The sequence below is a fragment of the Pedococcus sp. P2_D9 genome (genome assembly GCF_056404275.1).
In genome coordinates, this window is sequence record NZ_JBFUEI010000004.1 from 170746 (window position 1) to 186869 (window position 16124).

A 16124-nucleotide genomic window follows, 5' to 3' on the forward strand; every position below is an offset into this window, starting at 1 on the left:
TCCTAGCCGGCGACCGCGACGAACGGCGCCAGCCTCACACCGGCGGCCTCGAGACCGGCGCGGACCGCGGTGGCCATGGACACCGCTCCGGGGCTGTCGCCGTGGACGCAGAGCGAGGCTGCGTCGATCCGCAGCGGCGCTCCATCGGCGGCCTCGACCTCGCCGGTGACGACCAGGCGCACCGCCCGCGCCGCGACCGTGTCGGGGTCGTGCAGCACGGCTCCGTCGCGGCTGCGCGGGACGAGGCTGCCATCGGACAGGTAGGCGCGGTCGGCGAAGGCCTCGGTGACGGTCGGCAGCCCGGCGGCGTAGGCCAGGCCGAGCAGCACCGAGCCGGGCAGCCCCAGAAGCGGCAGCGACGCATCGACCCTGCGCACGGCCTCGACCACGGCGGCGGCCTGGGCCTCGTGGTGGACGAGGGCGTTGTAGAGCGCCCCGTGGGGTTTGACGTAGCGCACGACGGTGCCGGCGGCCAGGCAGATGCCCTGCAGCGCACCGATCTGGTAGATCACGTCGGCCATGAGGTCAGCGGGATCGACGTCGATGAACCGGCGACCGAACCCGGCGAGATCCCGATAGCCCACCTGCGCCCCGATGACCACGCCGCGTCCGGCGGCCTGTTCACAGACCCGGAGCAGCCCGCGAGGGTCACCGGCGTGGAAGCCGCACGCGACGTTGGCACTCGTGACCACGTCGAGCATCGCCTCGTCGTCGCCGAGGGTCCACCGCCCGAACGACTCCCCGAGGTCTGCGTTGAGGTCGATCGTCGTCATCGGCGCAGCGCTTCGGCGTGGGCGGCGAGCACGCCGTGCGACTCGCGCAGGGTCGTGGCAAGCCGTTGGCGGCGCTGCCCGACCATGGCGGCGACCGCGTCGAGCTGGGCCTGCAGCTGCTCGCGCTGGGCCTCCTGGCGGGCACTCGTCGTGCCGTCCGCGAGACCGCTGACGCCCCAGGCGGGGACGAGCTCACCGTCGGCGACGCGCAGTCCTGCTGCCTCGGCGCGGTCGATGAGCAGGCGGCGTTGGGCGATGGCTTCGGCGAGGTCGCTGGCATGGGCCTGGAGGGCCGAGCCGATCCCGTCGGCCTCGCGGGCCGCCGCCGCCGCGGCGGCGTCGAGTAGGTCGACGCGACGTCGGGCCGGCACGAGCGCCGCTCGCGGGCGGGCGCCCTCACCAGCCTCGAAGGAGTCCTGGTCGAAGGCGTCGTGGGCCGCTCGGCCCGCGGTGCGCAGCCGCGTGGCCAGCCGCCGCAGGGTGCCGCCGAGCTGGGAGCACGACGCCGGGTCGCCGATGACCGTGCTCGTCACCGGGACACCTCACCGAAGGTGCGGGTCGACGTGCGTGACCCGTCGGCGTCGGACCCCGAGCCACCCACGTTCAGCGCCGCGACCCGCAACACGTCGGCCAGGTCGGATGCCGTCGCGTCGATCTCTCGCAGCAGGTCGGCTGCCTGCTCCACCCAGGCGTCGAGAGCCGACTGCGTCTCACGGTGGCCCACCTCGGGGAACTGCGCGAGAAGCTCCTCCGCACCCTGTCCTGCGCACTCGCGCAACGGCCCCAGGGCCGCGCCGAGGGAGCGGAGACGGTCGGGATCGGCCGGAGCGGGCGGCATACCCATCACTGTAGTGAAGGCATGGCAACGGCCCCCGGAGATACCCACATGCTTGGAAGTGGGCACTCCGGGGGCCGTTCGTCACGAACTGAGTCCGATCAGTACCAGTGCTTCCGGCCACCGATGGCCCGACCGGTGCCACCCAGGACGGCCAGCACCAGCCCGACCACGATGAGGATGGCGCCAATGGTCACGAGGACCTTGAGGCTGGCGACCAAGAGGCCGAGAATCAGCAAGACGATGCCGAGGATGATCACGTGGAGCTCCTTCTGTTCGTGTTATGCAAACACCCCACCTCACCATAGATTCCGAAAAAACACACCTTGACCTGCGCAAACAAGCGGTGCGAGAGGCTGGTGGGGCGGGGTGTGCCGCGTGCGTGCGACGAGCGCTAGTCTCGGTTGCGGCGCACATCGTGGTGCGGCCACGTGCATGACGATCCACCGTGCATGACGAACCACCGAGCATGACGATCCACGTGAGGGTGAAGTCGACAGCCATGTCCGTGTCGTTGGAGCAGTCCCGTCAGCAACTCCTGCACACCGCCGCAGAACGCGCGGACCACGGGGGTGGTGAGGCGGTCGAGCAGTTCCTGCGCACCTACTACCGACACGTGGCCACCGAGGACCTGCTGGCGCGGGCGCCCGAGGACTTGCTGGGTGCGGCGATGGCGCACCGGGAGCTGGCCCAGGACCGCCCGGTCGGCACCGCCAAGGTCGAGGTGTTCAACCCCGAGGTCGAGGAGCAGGGCTGGGCCAGCGGCCACACGGTCGTGCAGATCGTCACCGACGACATGCCCTTCCTCGTCGACTCGGTGAGCGCCGAGCTCCAGCGGATGGAGCGCTCGGTGCACTTGGTCGTGCACCCGACGATGCGGGTGCGCCGGAACGCCACGGGTGAGCTCGAGGAGCTCGTGCTGGGTGACGCAGACGCCGCGTCAACCGCGGGGTCCTACGGCTCGGGCGACGGCGGTTTCGGGTTGGTCCGCGAGTCGTGGATGCACCTGGAGATCGACCGCGACAGCGACCCGGCACAGCGCGCCGAGGTCGCCGAGGGGCTGCGCCGCGTGCTGGGCAACGTCCGCGAGGCGGTCGAGGACTGGCCCAAGATGAAGGCCACCTGCTCGCAGGTGGCCAAGGACCTGGTGGACTCCCCGCCGACCGGCATCCCCGACGACGAGGTCGAGCAGGCCCACGGGCTCCTCGAGTGGCTCGCCGACAACCACTTCACCTTCCTCGGCTACCGCGAGTACGCCCTGGAGCGCGGCTCCGACGGCGACCGGCTCGAGGCCGTCCAGGGCACCGGGCTCGGGCTGCTGCGCTACGACCGCCCGGGCGACGGCGTGCTGCTGAGCGAGCAGGCCAGCGTCGTGGCGCGGGCCCGTGAGCTGCTCATCATCACCAAGGCGAACTCGCGGGCGACCGTGCACCGCAACACCTACCTCGACTACGTGAGCGTCAAGCAGTTCGACGTCTCGGGTGAGGTGACGGGGGAGAAGCGCTTCCTCGGCCTGTTCACCTCCAGCGCCTACACCGAGTCGGTGACCCGTGTGCCGGTGTTGCGCGACAAGGTCTCCGCGATCTTCCAGCGCACCGGGTTCCTCCCCGACTCGCACTCGGGCAAGGACCTCCTCGAGGTGCTCGAGAACTACCCGCGCGACGAGCTGTTCCAGGCCGACGAGGAGGCGCTCTACGACAACGCGACCTCGGTGCTGCACCTGCAGGAGCGCCGCAAGACCAAGCTCTTCCTGCGTCGCGACCGGTTCGGCAGGTTCGTGTCCTGCCTCGTCTACATCCCGCGCGACCGCTACAACACCGCGGTGCGACTCAAGATGGAATCCATTCTGCGGCAAGCCTTTCCGGGTGCCACGGTGGACTTCACCACCCGGGTCTCCGAGTCCGTGCTGGCGCGGCTGCACTTCGTCGTCCGCGTACCGGCGGGCGAGTCGATCCCGCCGATCGACGAGGCTGTGCTCGAGCGCCAGCTCGTCGACGCGACCCGCACGTGGGACGAGGACCTCAGCGAGGCCGCCCGCACCGAGCACGGCGAGGAGGCGGCTGCGCGCCTGACGGGTCTCTATGGCCGCGCCTTCCCCGAGGCCTACAAGGAGGACTTCACCTCCCGCATCGGAGTGGCCGACATCCGGCACATGGACGCGCTCGAGGGCGACGACTCCACCGGGCTCAACATGTACCAGGAGCCCGGCGCCCCGGCCAACGAGCGTCGCTTCAAGCTCTACCGCCGCAGCCCCCTGTCGCTGACCCAGGTGCTGCCGATGTTCACCCACATGGGGGTCGAGGTCGTCGACGAGCGGCCCTACGAGATCTCGCGCGGCGACGGCGTGAACCTCTGGGTCTACGACTTCGGCCTGCGGGTCCGCAACGACAAGGTGTGGTCCGGTGACGGAGGTCGCGACCGGTTGCGCGAGCTGTTCCAGGACGCGGTCGGCGCGGTGTGGCGCGGCCAGGCGGAGTCCGACGGGTTCAACGCGCTCGTCCTCGGGGCCGGGCTGACCTGGCGCCAGGTCGTCATCCTGCGCACCGTCGCCAAGTACCTCCGCCAGACGGGCTCGACCTTCTCGCAGGACTACGTCGAGTCCGCGCTCGCGTCCAACCTCAAGCTCGCGGGCAAGCTCGTGGCCCTCTTCGAGGCCCGTTTCGACCCGAGCCGGTATGCCGGTGAGGCAGGTCCCGAGCGCGAGGCTGCGCAGAGCGCGTTGTGCGACCAGATCACCAAGGACCTCGACGACGTCAAGAGCCTTGACCACGACCGGATCATCCGCGCGTTCCTCGGCGTGATCACGGCGACGCTGCGCACGAACTTCTACCAGGCCGACGCGTCGGGCGCGGACAAGACCTACGTCTCGATCAAGCTCAACCCCAAGAAGGTCCCCGACCTGCCGGCTCCGAGGCCGCAGTTCGAGATCTTCGTCTACTCGCCGCGCGTCGAGGGTGTGCACCTGCGGTTCGGGCCGGTTGCCCGGGGCGGGCTGCGCTGGTCGGACCGCCGGGAGGACTTCCGCACCGAGGTGCTCGGGCTGGTCAAGGCCCAGATGGTCAAGAACGCCGTCATCGTGCCGACCGGGTCCAAGGGCGGTTTCTACGCCAAGCAGCTGCCCGACCCCACGGTCGACCGGGACGCCTGGCTGGCCGAGGGGATCGGGTCCTACAAGGTCTTCATCTCAGGGCTGCTCGACCTCACCGACAACCGCGACGGGTCGCAGATCGTGCCCCCTGCCTCGGTGGTGCGGCACGACCCCGACGACTCCTACCTCGTGGTCGCCGCCGACAAGGGCACGGCGACCTTCTCGGACATCGCCAACGGCGTGGCGCAGTCCTACGGCTTCTGGCTCGACGACGGGTTCGCGTCGGGCGGGTCCGCCGGCTACGACCACAAGGCAATGGGCATCACGGCCCGCGGGGCCTGGGAGTCGGTCAAACGGCACTTCCGCGAGATGGGCCATGACACCCAGACCAAGGACTTCACGGCCGTCGGGATCGGCGACATGTCGGGCGACGTCTTCGGCAACGGCATGCTGCTCTCCGAGCACATCAGGCTGGTCGCTGCCTTCGACCACCGTCACATCTTCATCGACCCCGATCCCGTCGCGGCGACGAGCTTCCCGGAACGCCAGCGGCTGTTCGACCTGCCCCGCTCGTCCTGGGCCGACTACGACACGTCGCTGATCTCCGCGGGCGGAGGGGTGTTCGACCGGTCCCTCAAGTCGATCGCCATCACCTCGGAGATGACCGCGGCGCTGGGCCTGCCCAAGGACGCCACGTCGATGACCCCGGCCGCGCTGATGAAGGCGATCCTCCAGTCGCCGGTCGACCTGTTGTGGAACGGCGGCATCGGCACCTACGTCAAGGCCGCCAGCGAGGTCAACGCCGACATCGGCGACCGCGCCAACGACCCGATCCGCGTCGACGGTGGGCAGCTGCGCTGCAAGGTCGTCGGCGAGGGCGGCAACCTCGGCCTCAGCCAGCTCGGCAGGATCGAGGCGGCCCTGCACGGTGTGCGGGTGAACACCGACGCGATCGACAACTCGGCAGGCGTCGACACCTCGGACCACGAGGTCAACATCAAGATCCTGCTGACCGCACTCGTCAAGGCCGGCGACATGACGCTCAAGCAGCGCAACACGCTGCTCGCGTCGATGACCGACGACGTCGCCCACCAGGTGCTGCGCGACAACTACGAGCAGAACGTGCTGCTCGGCAACGCCCGTGCCCAGGAGCACCCCATGCTCCCGGTCCACCAGCGGCTGATCCACTGGCTGGAGGAGCGCGGCGACCTCGACCGTGCCCTGGAGTTCCTGCCGACCGACACCGAGATCGACCGCCGGTTCGCCGACGGCCTGGGCCTGAAGTCGCCGGAGTTCTCGGTGCTCGTGGCCTACGCGAAGCTGGCTCTCAAGGAGGACCTGCTCCCCTCGGAGCTGCCCGACGACCCCTGGTTCCAGGCGACCCTGACCGAGTACTTCCCCGCCGCCCTGCGAGAGCAGTTCGCCGGCGAGCTCGCCGAGCACCCGCTGCGGCGCGAGATCATCACCAACTCGGTGGTCAACTCGATGGTCAACCGGGGTGGCATCACGTTCGCCTTCCGTGCCATGGAGGAGACCGGCGCGACGCCGGAGCAGATCGCCCGGGCCTTCGTGGTCTGCCGCGAGATCTTCGACCTGCCGGGCTTCGTGCACGAGGTCGAGGCCCTCGACAACGTCGTGTCCACCGATGTGCAGAGCCAGCTGTACCTCGAGTTCCGGCGGCTGATCGACCGGTCGATGCGCTGGTTCCTCACCTCGCGGCCCTCGCGCCTCGACGTCGCCAACGAGGTGGCCCGGTTCGGCGAGGTGGTCGGCCAGTTCGCCCCGCAGATCCACGACCTGCTCAAGGGTGCCGAGCTCAAGCGCTTGCAGCGCAACGCCTCGAGCCTGGAGAAGCTCGGTGTGCCTGAGGCCCTGGCGCTCAAGTCCGCGAGCCTGCTCGACCAGTTCTCGCTGCTCGACATCGTCGACATCGCCACCGACACGGGGGAGGCGCCGACCGACGTGGCACCCCTCTACTTCGTCCTGTCCGAGAGGTTCGGCATCGACGCGATGCTCACCCGCGTCACCAACCTGCCGCGTGACGACCGGTGGGACGCGCTCGCGCGCGGCGCCCTGCGCGACGACCTGTATGCCGTGCTGGAGAGCCTGGTGCGCTCCGTGATCGACGCGTCGACGTCGGGCGCGACACCGGTGGAGCGCTACGAGCAGTGGGCCAAGGCCAACGCGGAGAGCCTGGCCCGCGCCAAGACTGCTCTGTCAGGCATCGAACGGCTCGACAAGCCCAACATCGCCGCGCTCTCGGTCGCCCTGCGCACGCTGCGCTCGGTGATCCGCTCCGGGGCAGCCAGCTCCTGACGGCTTTGCCGAACCGACAGCCCTGCCCGGGTCCTAGGGGCTCAGGGCGCTGACGACCTGCCCGACGACGACCACCGCCACGCACAGGGCGGCGAAGCCGAGCACCACCCACAGGCACCCCATGCCGGGACGGGGCTGCTTGGTGAACCCGATGTTGCCCCTCGCGAACTGGTGCAGGGGCGAGGCGTACCAGACCTCGACGACCTGACCGGGGGCCACGGTCGTGTCGAGGGACGCCTGGCCGTAGGTCCGCATCCACTGGGCCTGCATGTCGAGGTGGTTGGGCCCGGCGTAGACGGGCAGGTCCTGGGTGCCGTAGCGAGTGGGCACGGGGTATCCGTTGATGCGGAGCGTGGGCGTGAGGGCGTTGCTGGTCATCACGTTGCCCTGGATCGTCAGCCGGATGGTGCCCAGCGACGCGGCCGGCGGAACGGGAGGCTGGTCGGTCATGGTCCGCGAGACTAGGCGGAAATGGACGGCGATGTGGCGTGATCGTGCGGTTAGGGTGACCCGGGTGACCGCTGAGCTGACGAAGTACCAGGTGGTCCTGGTGACCCGCTACCCGGTGAAGTCCATGGGTGGCGAAACCCTGTCGACCGTTGAGGTCGGGCGCGAGGGGCTGCTCGCCGACCGCGAGTACGCCGTCTACGGCGCCGACGGCAAGCTGGCCAGCGGCAAGCACACCCGGCGCTTCCGCCGGATGGACCCGGTCTTCGAGCTTGCTGCCGTCAAGCTCGGCAGCGACACCGTGGTGCGGTTGGCCGACGGGAGGGAGGTCCTTGTCGGGCAACCGGATGCCGACGCGGTGCTGTCGGAGCACTTCGGCGAGCCGGTCACCCTGCGACGCGAGACCGACGTGATGCACCAGGACCAGGCGCAGCTGTCCATCGTGGGCAGCGCCACCCTCGCCGAGCTCGGTCGTCACGAGGGTGACGGCCGACCTCTGGACCCGCGGCACCTGCGCGCCAACATCGTGGTTCGGACCGATCAGCCGTATGCCGAGGAGTCGTGGGTCGGGCGCGAGGTCGCCATCGGGACGGTGCGGGTGCACGTCGCCGAGCCGATCGAGAGGTGCCGCATGGTCGGGGTGGCGCAGGTGGGCCTCGCCGCCCGCGGCGGCATGCTGAAGGCGATCAGCGACCACCACGACCTCAACGCGGGTCTGTACGCCTCGATCCTCCACCCCGGCACGATCTCGGTGGGGGATCCCGTCACGCTCGCCTGACCCTGCAGCCGACAACCCGGAAGTCGCCGGCCCCGCCCGACCCGAACCGATGAGCACGGTGCGAGCCGGGCGGGCGCACCGTGGGTGGCAACGTCTCGCCGATTAGGCTTCCCGCGTGCCCACCCTCAACGAGGTCCTCCAGTCAGCGACCGACCTCGCGCCCGCCGAGGTCGAGTGGCTGCAGCTGCTCGTCGGTGACTGGCAGCTCATCTCCGACCTGTCCTTCGCCGACCTGGTGCTGTGGGTGCCGGGCGGGATCGAGGGCTGGCTCGCCGTCGCCCACGTCCGCCCGACGACTGGACAGATGGTGTTCTTCGAGGACGTCGTGGGCCGTCGCACGCATCGCGGGCGGCAGTCGCTGCTGGACCAGTCGTACCTCGACCTCCGCATCGTCCGCGAGAAGGACCCGATCTTCCGCGACGACATGCCGGTCCGCGAGGAAGCCATCCCCGTCGTGCGCGGAGGGCGTGCGCTCGCGGTGATCACGCGGCATACCAACCTGGCGGCGATGCGGACGCCGAGCCGTCTGGAGCTGACTTACCAGGCGCTCGCCGACGCGTTGGCGCGGATGATCGCGGCAGGGGAGTTCCCCAACACGGCAGCGCCCACCGGGCAGCGGCGTGGCGCGCCGCGCGTGGGGGATGGCGTCATCCGGCTCGACGTCAACGGGATCGTGTCCTACGCCAGCCCGAACGCCCTCTCGGCCGTCCACCGCCTCGGGCACGTCGGCGACGTCATCGGCGAGCTGCTGGCCCAGGTCGTGGCTGACCTCCTGCGAGACGAGTCACCGGTCGACGAGTCGCTGGCGCTCGTCGTGACCGGGCGGGCGCCGTGGCGCACCGAGGTGACCTCGCGTGGCGCGAGCGTCTCGATGCGCGCGATCCCGCTCACCGAGGGGGGGCACCGGATAGGCGCGCTGCTGCTGCTGCGCGACGTGTCCGAGCTGCGGCGCCGCGAGCTCGAGCTGCTCACCAAGGACGCGACCATCCGCGAGATCCACCACCGCGTGAAGAACAACCTCCAGACCGTCGCGGCGCTGCTGCGGCTCCAGGCGAGGAGGCTGCCCGAGGGAGAGGCCGGTCGGGTGGCACTCGAGGAGGCGGTGCGACGCGTGGGGGTCATCGCGCTGGTCCACGAGACGCTGAGCGCGGGCTTCGACGAGACGGTCGACTTCGATGACATCGCGGTGCGAGGGCTCCAGGCCATCACGGAGGTGGCCAAGGTCGAGCACCCGATCACCTCGGCGGTGCAGGGGTCGTTCGGCACGCTGCGCGCCGAGGACGCGACCGCCCTGGCCATGGTGCTGTCCGAGCTGGTCCAGAACGCCGTCGAGCACGGCCTCGCCGAGACCGGTGGAGGCACCGTCGAGGTCGAGGCCCACCGCACGACGGACGACCGCGGCGACGAGCTCCTCACCGTGACGATCACCGACGACGGGGTGGGTCTGCCGGGCGACTTCAGGCCGGGTGGCTCGGGGCTCGGCACCCAGATCGTGCAGTCGCTCATCCAGGACCTGCGGGGCCGGATCACCTGGGAAGCAGCAAAGCCGCACGGGACGCGGGTGCGTTTCATCGCGCGGCTTCGGCCACTGGGGAGGGAGCTCGCCTGACGGCGGTCCCTGTTCTGTGCAGTTGTGGGGGTTGTGTGGTGCGGCCGACGTGAGTCGGTGGAGGAACGCTCGGGTCAGCCGGCGCGACGGGCGCGCGCGTTGCGGCGCTTGAGGGCGCGGCGCTCGTCCTCGGACATGCCGCCCCAGACGCCGGCGTCCTGGCCGGACTCGATGGCCCACTTGAGGCACACGTCGACAACGGTGCAGCGTCGGCACACAACTTTTGCTTCCTCGATCTGGAGGATCGCCGGGCCGGTGTTCCCGATCGGGAAGAACAGCTCAGGGTCCTCGTCGAGGCAGGCAGCGCGGTCGCGCCAGTCCATGAAGATCGTGCTCCTTGCGGTGACAGGGGGGTTCGCGTCCGTGTGGTGGGCCCTGGGTTGCGGACCTCACGGCACGGACGCGTCATTGCGGGGTGTGCGGGGTCGTTCACCTGAGAGTCAGGGCCGACCGGCAAGACTAGCCGACCCATGTCCACACAGGGAGAAACACGTGCGCACCCATTTTGGTGGGGTGGACGCACTTCTGCCAACGGGTTGCCGGGTGTTTCTGTTCCAGCCTCACAGATCGGGCTCAGTTTCGGGCGTCTGAGCACAAGATATCGCCCGTGTAACAGTGAGGTGTTGGTCACATGTCGGACTGAGACGGCCCGCAAGGGCCATTTCGCGCGTCCGAATCCCGGTCATCCGCGCCCAGCGGGTGGCCTCGACAGCCCACGTGTGGCATGGCCGGCCCCCTGTTGGCTGACCTGAGGGCACGTTCGGTATGCCGCGTGCGCGCCGTCCGCGCGCGGGCCTAGCCTGAGTCCCGTGACCAGTCCGGCCCCTGCCCCGTCCCGCCCTCGCGACGTGTTCCGCTCTGTTGCTGCAGGGGTGTGCGCCGTGCAGGTCGTGACGCTGCTGGGGTTCGTCGTGTTCTACCTCTGGGAGCTGACCCAGGACTCAGCCGGCGACGTCACGCGCGTGGTCATGTCAGCGTTGTTGATCGCCGTCTTCGCTGTCGGGATCGCAGCCATGGCCCGGGGCTGGCTGCGCGGCGACAACTGGCCGAACACCCCGACCGTCGTCTGGAACGCGCTGCTGCTCCCCGTCGGCTGGAGCCTCGTGCAGGGTGGTCGAGGCCTCGTGGGTGCGCTCGTCATCGTCGTGGCGCTGGTCGGCATCGTGGCGGCGATCCGGGCCAGGACGACGGACTCCGAGGACACCGAAGACCTCTCGACGGACTGAGCCGGCCGTGCCACGGCCGGGTCGGGCCGCGCCCGGGCAGGTCCGAGCCCGGCCGGTCCGAGCCTGGCTCAGACGGCGTCAGGCGCCGGCGTGATGCGCAGCATGACGCGCTGCGGGGCGCCGCGGCGGAGCAGCCGCTCGATCCCCATGACGAGGCGGTACTCGAGCCCGTACTTGGCGCCCATCACCTCATCGAGTCGGGTCGTCGCGTGACTGCCCTCCACGACCTCGGCCATGCCTGCCACCGGCGGGACGGAGTTGTCGATGGTCCCGCGACGGCTGGACGGCTGCAGCTCGATGCGCTCGTCGTTGCGCACCCGCTTGACCTTGCCACTGCCGCTCGGCGTGGTCACGACGAGCGTGTCACCGTCGCGGCCGACCCACACGGTGGTGGGCACGCCTTCGCCAGACTTGCGGAACGTGGTGAGGGAGACGAACTTCTCGTCGCCGAGGGCGGCCAGGTCAGGGGTGAGAGTCACCTCCTGACCCTAGTCCGGACCCGCCCCGCGCGCAGGGCGGGCTCGTGCCGCGGCGAGCTTCGCGTAGATGGCTGGTCGGGGCTTGGTAGGGGGCTGGTCAGGGTTGGTCGGGGGCTTGGTCGGGCATCGCGACCTGCAAGGCCGTCGCGACGCCGCCGTGCACGAGGTAGCCCCGACCAGGGAGGGCAGCGCGGTCGACCGGCACCCGGACACCGAACACGTCCGCCCCGGCCGAGGTCTCCGGTCCGAGCAGGACCCCCGTGCGGTGTCGGGCCAGCTCCACGGTGAGGCCGCGGTACTGCGCGGCGAGGGTGCTCGCGTCGCAGCCAGCCACCAGGAGGCCGTCGTCGCGGTCGACCACTGCGGCCACCTGCCTGAGCGCGGCTTCGACTGCGGAGTCGAGCAGCTCGTCGGCGTTGTCCACCAGCACGGCCAGGTTCGGCACGTCCCGGCGCAGCGCCACGAGGCCTTGGGGCTGGGTCGGGTCGTCGCACCACGTGACCCGCGGGTCGCAACGAACGGCTCCCCAGGGACCCGGTCGGGTTGCGACAACGGCCAGACGTCGCCCCCGCCTCAGCAGCTCGGTGGCGATCATGGCGAGCGTTGTCGACACACCAGATCCGTTGCTGCCGGCCACGATCCAGCGTCGGCCATCTCGGTCGGGGGACAGGCCCTGGGCAGCGAGCTCGTCGCCACCCACACCGATCGGCACCAGGTCGTCGTGCCCGGAAGGTCTCGGCAGGGACGCGGCGCCCACCCGATCCGGGAGGGCGTCGACCCGCCAAGGCAGGCGGGTCGGGCGCTCTGCGTCCGCGAGCGAGGCCGATGGCCCCCTGCCGCGGGTGTGGGTCTTCCTCGGGTGGGTCGCGCCCGCCGCGACCGGCGTACCCGACGTGACCGCCGCTACCGCCGCTACCGGGGCGACCGCAGATGGGCTCAGTCGCGGCGACGCGAGGGCGAGCTGGACCTCGGTGCCGTCCAACAAGATGCCGCGGCCGGGCGGCTGCGAGCGGGGCACGGCCCTCGCTGGGAGGCCCGCGAGCAACAGGTCGGCCGGGTCGGCAAGCCTCAGCAGGACCCGATGGGCCGTGGCCGAGGCGGCGCGTCCGACCAGGAGGGCTCGCTCACCCGCCAGCGCTGCGGTGAGTCCCACCCCGGCTCCCTCCCGAAGCAGCCCCAACAGTCGCTCCACCACGGTGCCGTGCGCCACCTCGTCGGTGCGCTGGGCCAGCACGTCCCAGTCGTCCACGACGACCAGCAGCCCGGGAGGCGCGAGGTGGTCACCCGCCTGCCACCAGGCGGCCATCGTGGCGTGATCGCTCGCAGCGAGTCGCTGCCGGCGGTCGGCCACGTCGCGGGACAGCCTGGCGACCAGGCGCTCCAGCCTGGGCAGGTCGTCCCACCCGACGTGTGCGCCGCAGTGGGGCAGCGCCTCGAGGTGGGACAGCGAACCCCCGCTCACGGCATACACGTGCAGCCGAGTGGGGTCGAGCGCGGAGGTGGCGCCGAGGGCGACGGCCGACAGCGCACTGCTGCGTCCGCTCCCCGCGGTGCCGACGAAGCCCCAGTGACCCGGCGCAGCGAGATCGACCTCCAGCGGAAGCTGTCGCTGTGCCTCAGGCTGGTCGGCGAGCCCGATGGGAATGACGTACCCGCCTTTGGCAGACAAGTCCTCTGCCTCCAGCCGTCTCGGCAGGGGAGGCAACCACGGACTGGGTGCCGCACGTGCGCCGATCTGCGCGACAGCTTCCGCCACGACCTCGATGATGTCCGCGAGGTCCGAGCCCACCGCCTCCTGGTCGCCGGGCGCGACAGGCCACGGTGCCGGCCCGTGGTCCCACTCGACCGCCCTGACGCGTATGCCGCTGGGCGCGGCCGGGCGGGAACGTCCGCCCGCGTGGGCTGCCTGGAAGGTCACCAGGGATCCGCCTCCGGCCCGAGCGAAACCACGCCCCGGCACGGCGCGATCGAGTCCCGCGGCATCGGGAGCGTCGATGACGTCGTCGGAGTCAGCGCGGTCGCGGACGCGCAGGGCGATGCGCAGGTTGACGTTGGCCTTGATGTCGGCCGTCACCACCCCCGCCGGTCGTTGCGTGGCGAGGATGACGTGGACGCCGAGGGACCTGCCCAGGGCGGCGACGCGGACGACCCCGTCGACGAACTGGGGGAGCTCTTCAGCCAGCGCCCTGAACTCGTCGACGACGATGACAAGTCGCGCAAGCGGGCACGCTGCAGAGGTCGACGAGGACTGGTACGCAACGAAATCCGTGACCGCAGCCTCGGCGAGCAGCCGCTCACGCCGCGTGAGCTCGGCCAGGAGAGATGCGAGGGTGCGGTCAGCGAGATGGTCATCGAGGTCGGTCACCACGCCGGCCACGTGGGGCAGGCCCTGGCACTCGCGGAAGGCTGCGCCACCCTTGTAGTCGACGAGGACGAACGAGAGGTGCTCGGGACGGTTGTGGAGCGCGAGAGAGGCGACCAGGGTCCGCAGCAGCTCCGACTTGCCGGCGCCGGTGGTGCCGGCCAGGAGAATGTGCGGCCCGTCTTCGGCAAGGTCCACGGTGAAAGGGCCCTCGGCGGTGACGCCGATCGGCACGGCCGTGCGGTGTGGTGTCCGTGCCCAGCTGCGGACCAACGCGGCCGGGGCGTCGTCGGGTGCGTCCCTGTCCTGCGCGATGCCCAACAGGTGGGCAAGGCCGAGGGCTGTCGGCAGCGACTCGTCCCTTCCTCCGGGTGTCGCGTCCCGCAGCGGAGCGAGCCCCCGGCTGAGCCGGTCGGCCCACCAGGCGCCGGCCCGGTCCACGACGAGGTCGGTGGCGGCACCGCCCGGGAGGTGCAACGAGGCGCGGGCAGGGGTGGTCAGGTCGAGAACGGCCCCGGACTCGGACGGCAGCCCGGCGCGGTCCTCGTTGAGGGCGACCACGCAGATCCCGACGGACGGACCGTGCTCGAGCACCTCGGCAAGGTCGGGGAGGCCACGCAGGGCAGAGGCTCCGTCGAGGACCACCACCGTGCGAGAGCCGGACCACCGGCTGGTAGCGACGGCCGGAGCCGAGCGGCGCGCCCGGACTCGTTCGGCCAGCTGGACGACGGCGGCACGGGCGGTGCCGTCGTCGTCCAGGCCGCTGACCCACTGCCGGTTCGTTTCGCCATCCGGTTGGCGCACGTGGGGGAGTCGACTCATCCATGACCAGGCCGGGTCAGCTCGCAGTGCCCCGGCGACGAGGACGAGGTCGAGATCGAGGGGGGAGTGCAGGGCGACGAGCTGGCCGAGGACGACGCGCAGCACGCCCATCACAGCGCTGCGCTCACCGCAGACCCCCAGGACCCCGATGCCGGCCAACGAGACGGCGCACGGAACCTGTTGCACCGCAGGATGTTCCGCGCCCTGGTCGCCGGGCGGTCGGATGACCCGCACGGTCGCTGCTGTCGTGCACTGGCCGATGCTCACCGTGAGTGCGTCAGCGTCTCCGCGACGTCGCTCCCAGAGACGGGCGCCTGGCAACGTCGCGATCGCGAGGATCTCGGAGGGGTCGGGTAGCGCTCGTCGGAGTGAACGCGACTCCTCGGCGCAGGCCGCCGCCACGCGCTGTCCGGCGCTGGCAAGGTGACGTTCGTATGCCGCGTGCTCCGCGGCATACGTCCGCTTGCTCCCGAGGCGGTCGCTCAAGGCGGTGCCCGCCATCAGGAGGGGGCTCATCACCGCGAACGCAAGCATCATCGGACCGAAGAAGACCGCCATGACGGCTGCGAACGGGACCGGGAGCAGCATCGCGATCCAGGGCACGCGGGCGCGGCCGGGCGCCTCCGGCGGTGACGGTAGCGCGATCGACACGGAAGCAGTGGGCGAGAGCAGCCGGGGCCGCCTGTTGACGGCGCGGGTCCCGTCAGGTCGAGCACTGAGCGCGGCCGGAACCGCGGCCGCCGGACGCAGGACCAGCACGGTGTCGCCGACCTTGACGGTCGTACGGACCACCAGGTGAACGGGTTCTGAGCCGACAGGGGCACCATCGAGGTCGGTGCCGTTGGTCGACCCGAGGTCGGCAAGGGTGATGTCGTCGACCGTCACCCGGACAGCAGCGTGCAGCCGAGACAGTCGCTGGTCGTCGAGACCGATGGTCGCCTCGTCGGAGCGACCCACGGTGTAGTACCCCGGTGCCAGCTCGACCGTCCGACCGGCGTCGGGTCCATGGGCGATCGCCAGGGCGACCGGGGTGCGCGGGGAGCTGCGGGCAGGGGGCCCGAGCGGACGCCTGGAGGCGAGGGCGATCGCCGCACCGTCGACGAGCAGCCCCAGCCCCAGCAAGGCGTCGTCGGCGACGGGGATCCCGCCGATCCAGATGACCGGGTCCCGCAGCTCGTCGCGCGTCTGGTCGGCCACGAGGTGCGGTGCGTGGTCGGCCAGGAGGTCCCCCAAGGCGGTGGCCAGGTCGGACGAGGTGGCACCCACGGGAGCCTCGACCTCGACCTCGACCTCGACGGGTCGGGGCGACGGCGCGACCCGTCCTGTGGAACGGCGCACGACCGTCAGCTGTAGTCGCATGCCACGACCGTAGGCAGGGAGCGGAAGGGG

12 protein-coding genes are annotated in these 16124 nt (G+C 70.9%); 4 read left to right on the plus strand and 8 right to left on the minus strand.

Features of this window, described 5'->3' with window-relative positions; translation table 11 throughout:
• Positions 1 to 2: 2 nt before the first annotated feature.
• From AC1DXJ_RS08260 to AC1DXJ_RS08275, 4 genes are all read right to left on the minus strand, one after another.
• Positions 3 to 773 (minus strand): LamB/YcsF family protein, encoded by a 771-nt coding sequence (locus AC1DXJ_RS08260; RefSeq protein WP_477615050.1) that lies wholly within the window; start codon positions 771 to 773, stop codon positions 3 to 5.
• On the minus strand, positions 770 to 1306 hold the full coding sequence (locus AC1DXJ_RS08265) for a hypothetical protein (protein ID WP_477615051.1): 537 nt from the start codon (positions 1304 to 1306) through the stop codon (positions 770 to 772). Before AC1DXJ_RS08265 ends, AC1DXJ_RS08260 begins: the two co-directional genes overlap by 4 nt.
• Entirely contained in the window at positions 1303 to 1611 is a 309-nt protein-coding gene (locus AC1DXJ_RS08270; RefSeq protein WP_477615052.1) for a hypothetical protein, read from the minus strand. Before AC1DXJ_RS08270 ends, AC1DXJ_RS08265 begins: the two co-directional genes overlap by 4 nt.
• A 98-nt stretch (positions 1612 to 1709) precedes the next feature.
• Positions 1710 to 1868, minus strand: coding sequence for a DUF6131 family protein (locus AC1DXJ_RS08275; protein WP_170212756.1), 159 nt, complete (start codon positions 1866 to 1868; stop codon positions 1710 to 1712).
• Between the two features lie 209 nt (positions 1869 to 2077).
• On the opposite strand from AC1DXJ_RS08275, the gene AC1DXJ_RS08280 reads away from it, so the two are divergent.
• Positions 2078 to 7012 carry an NAD-glutamate dehydrogenase gene (locus tag AC1DXJ_RS08280; protein ID WP_477615053.1) on the plus strand — a complete coding sequence of 1645 codons (4935 nt, stop codon included), beginning with the start codon at positions 2078 to 2080 and terminating at the stop codon, positions 7010 to 7012.
• A 33-nt stretch (positions 7013 to 7045) separates the two neighbouring features.
• Here AC1DXJ_RS08280 and AC1DXJ_RS08285 read toward each other — a convergent pair whose 3' ends face one another.
• Complete coding sequence (locus tag AC1DXJ_RS08285) at positions 7046 to 7462, minus strand: hypothetical protein (RefSeq protein ID WP_477615054.1); 417 nt, start codon at positions 7460 to 7462, stop codon at positions 7046 to 7048.
• A 64-nt stretch (positions 7463 to 7526) separates the two neighbouring features.
• Here AC1DXJ_RS08285 and AC1DXJ_RS08290 point away from each other — a divergent pair, with 64 nt between their 5' ends.
• Together AC1DXJ_RS08290 and AC1DXJ_RS08295 are read left to right on the plus strand one after the other, a co-directional pair.
• A complete protein-coding gene (locus AC1DXJ_RS08290) occupies positions 7527 to 8237 on the plus strand; it encodes an MOSC domain-containing protein (protein WP_477615055.1) in 711 nt (236 codons plus the stop codon).
• A gap of 115 nt (positions 8238 to 8352) precedes the next feature.
• The gene (locus tag AC1DXJ_RS08295; RefSeq protein WP_477615056.1) at positions 8353 to 9846 is read left to right on the plus strand and encodes a sensor histidine kinase; all 1494 of its coding nucleotides are present in this window, start codon (positions 8353 to 8355) and stop codon (positions 9844 to 9846) included.
• A gap of 74 nt (positions 9847 to 9920) precedes the next feature.
• Here AC1DXJ_RS08295 and AC1DXJ_RS08300 read toward each other — a convergent pair whose 3' ends face one another.
• Positions 9921 to 10169 (minus strand): WhiB family transcriptional regulator, encoded by a 249-nt coding sequence (locus AC1DXJ_RS08300; protein ID WP_477615057.1) that lies wholly within the window; start codon positions 10167 to 10169, stop codon positions 9921 to 9923.
• 486 nt (positions 10170 to 10655) lie between these two features.
• Here AC1DXJ_RS08300 and AC1DXJ_RS08305 point away from each other — a divergent pair, with 486 nt between their 5' ends.
• On the plus strand, positions 10656 to 11072 hold the full coding sequence (locus AC1DXJ_RS08305; RefSeq protein ID WP_477615058.1) for a hypothetical protein: 417 nt from the start codon (positions 10656 to 10658) through the stop codon (positions 11070 to 11072).
• A 68-nt stretch (positions 11073 to 11140) separates the two neighbouring features.
• Here AC1DXJ_RS08305 and AC1DXJ_RS08310 read toward each other — a convergent pair whose 3' ends face one another.
• Both AC1DXJ_RS08310 and AC1DXJ_RS08315 read right to left on the minus strand, forming a co-directional pair.
• Positions 11141 to 11551: a PPOX class F420-dependent oxidoreductase gene (locus tag AC1DXJ_RS08310; RefSeq protein WP_477615059.1), complete on the minus strand. Its 411-nt coding sequence runs from the start codon at positions 11549 to 11551 to the stop codon at positions 11141 to 11143.
• 97 nt (positions 11552 to 11648) lie between these two features.
• Positions 11649 to 16094 carry an FtsK/SpoIIIE domain-containing protein gene (locus AC1DXJ_RS08315; RefSeq protein WP_477636798.1) on the minus strand — a complete coding sequence of 1482 codons (4446 nt, stop codon included), beginning with the start codon at positions 16092 to 16094 and terminating at the stop codon, positions 11649 to 11651.
• Positions 16095 to 16124 lie beyond the last annotated feature (30 nt).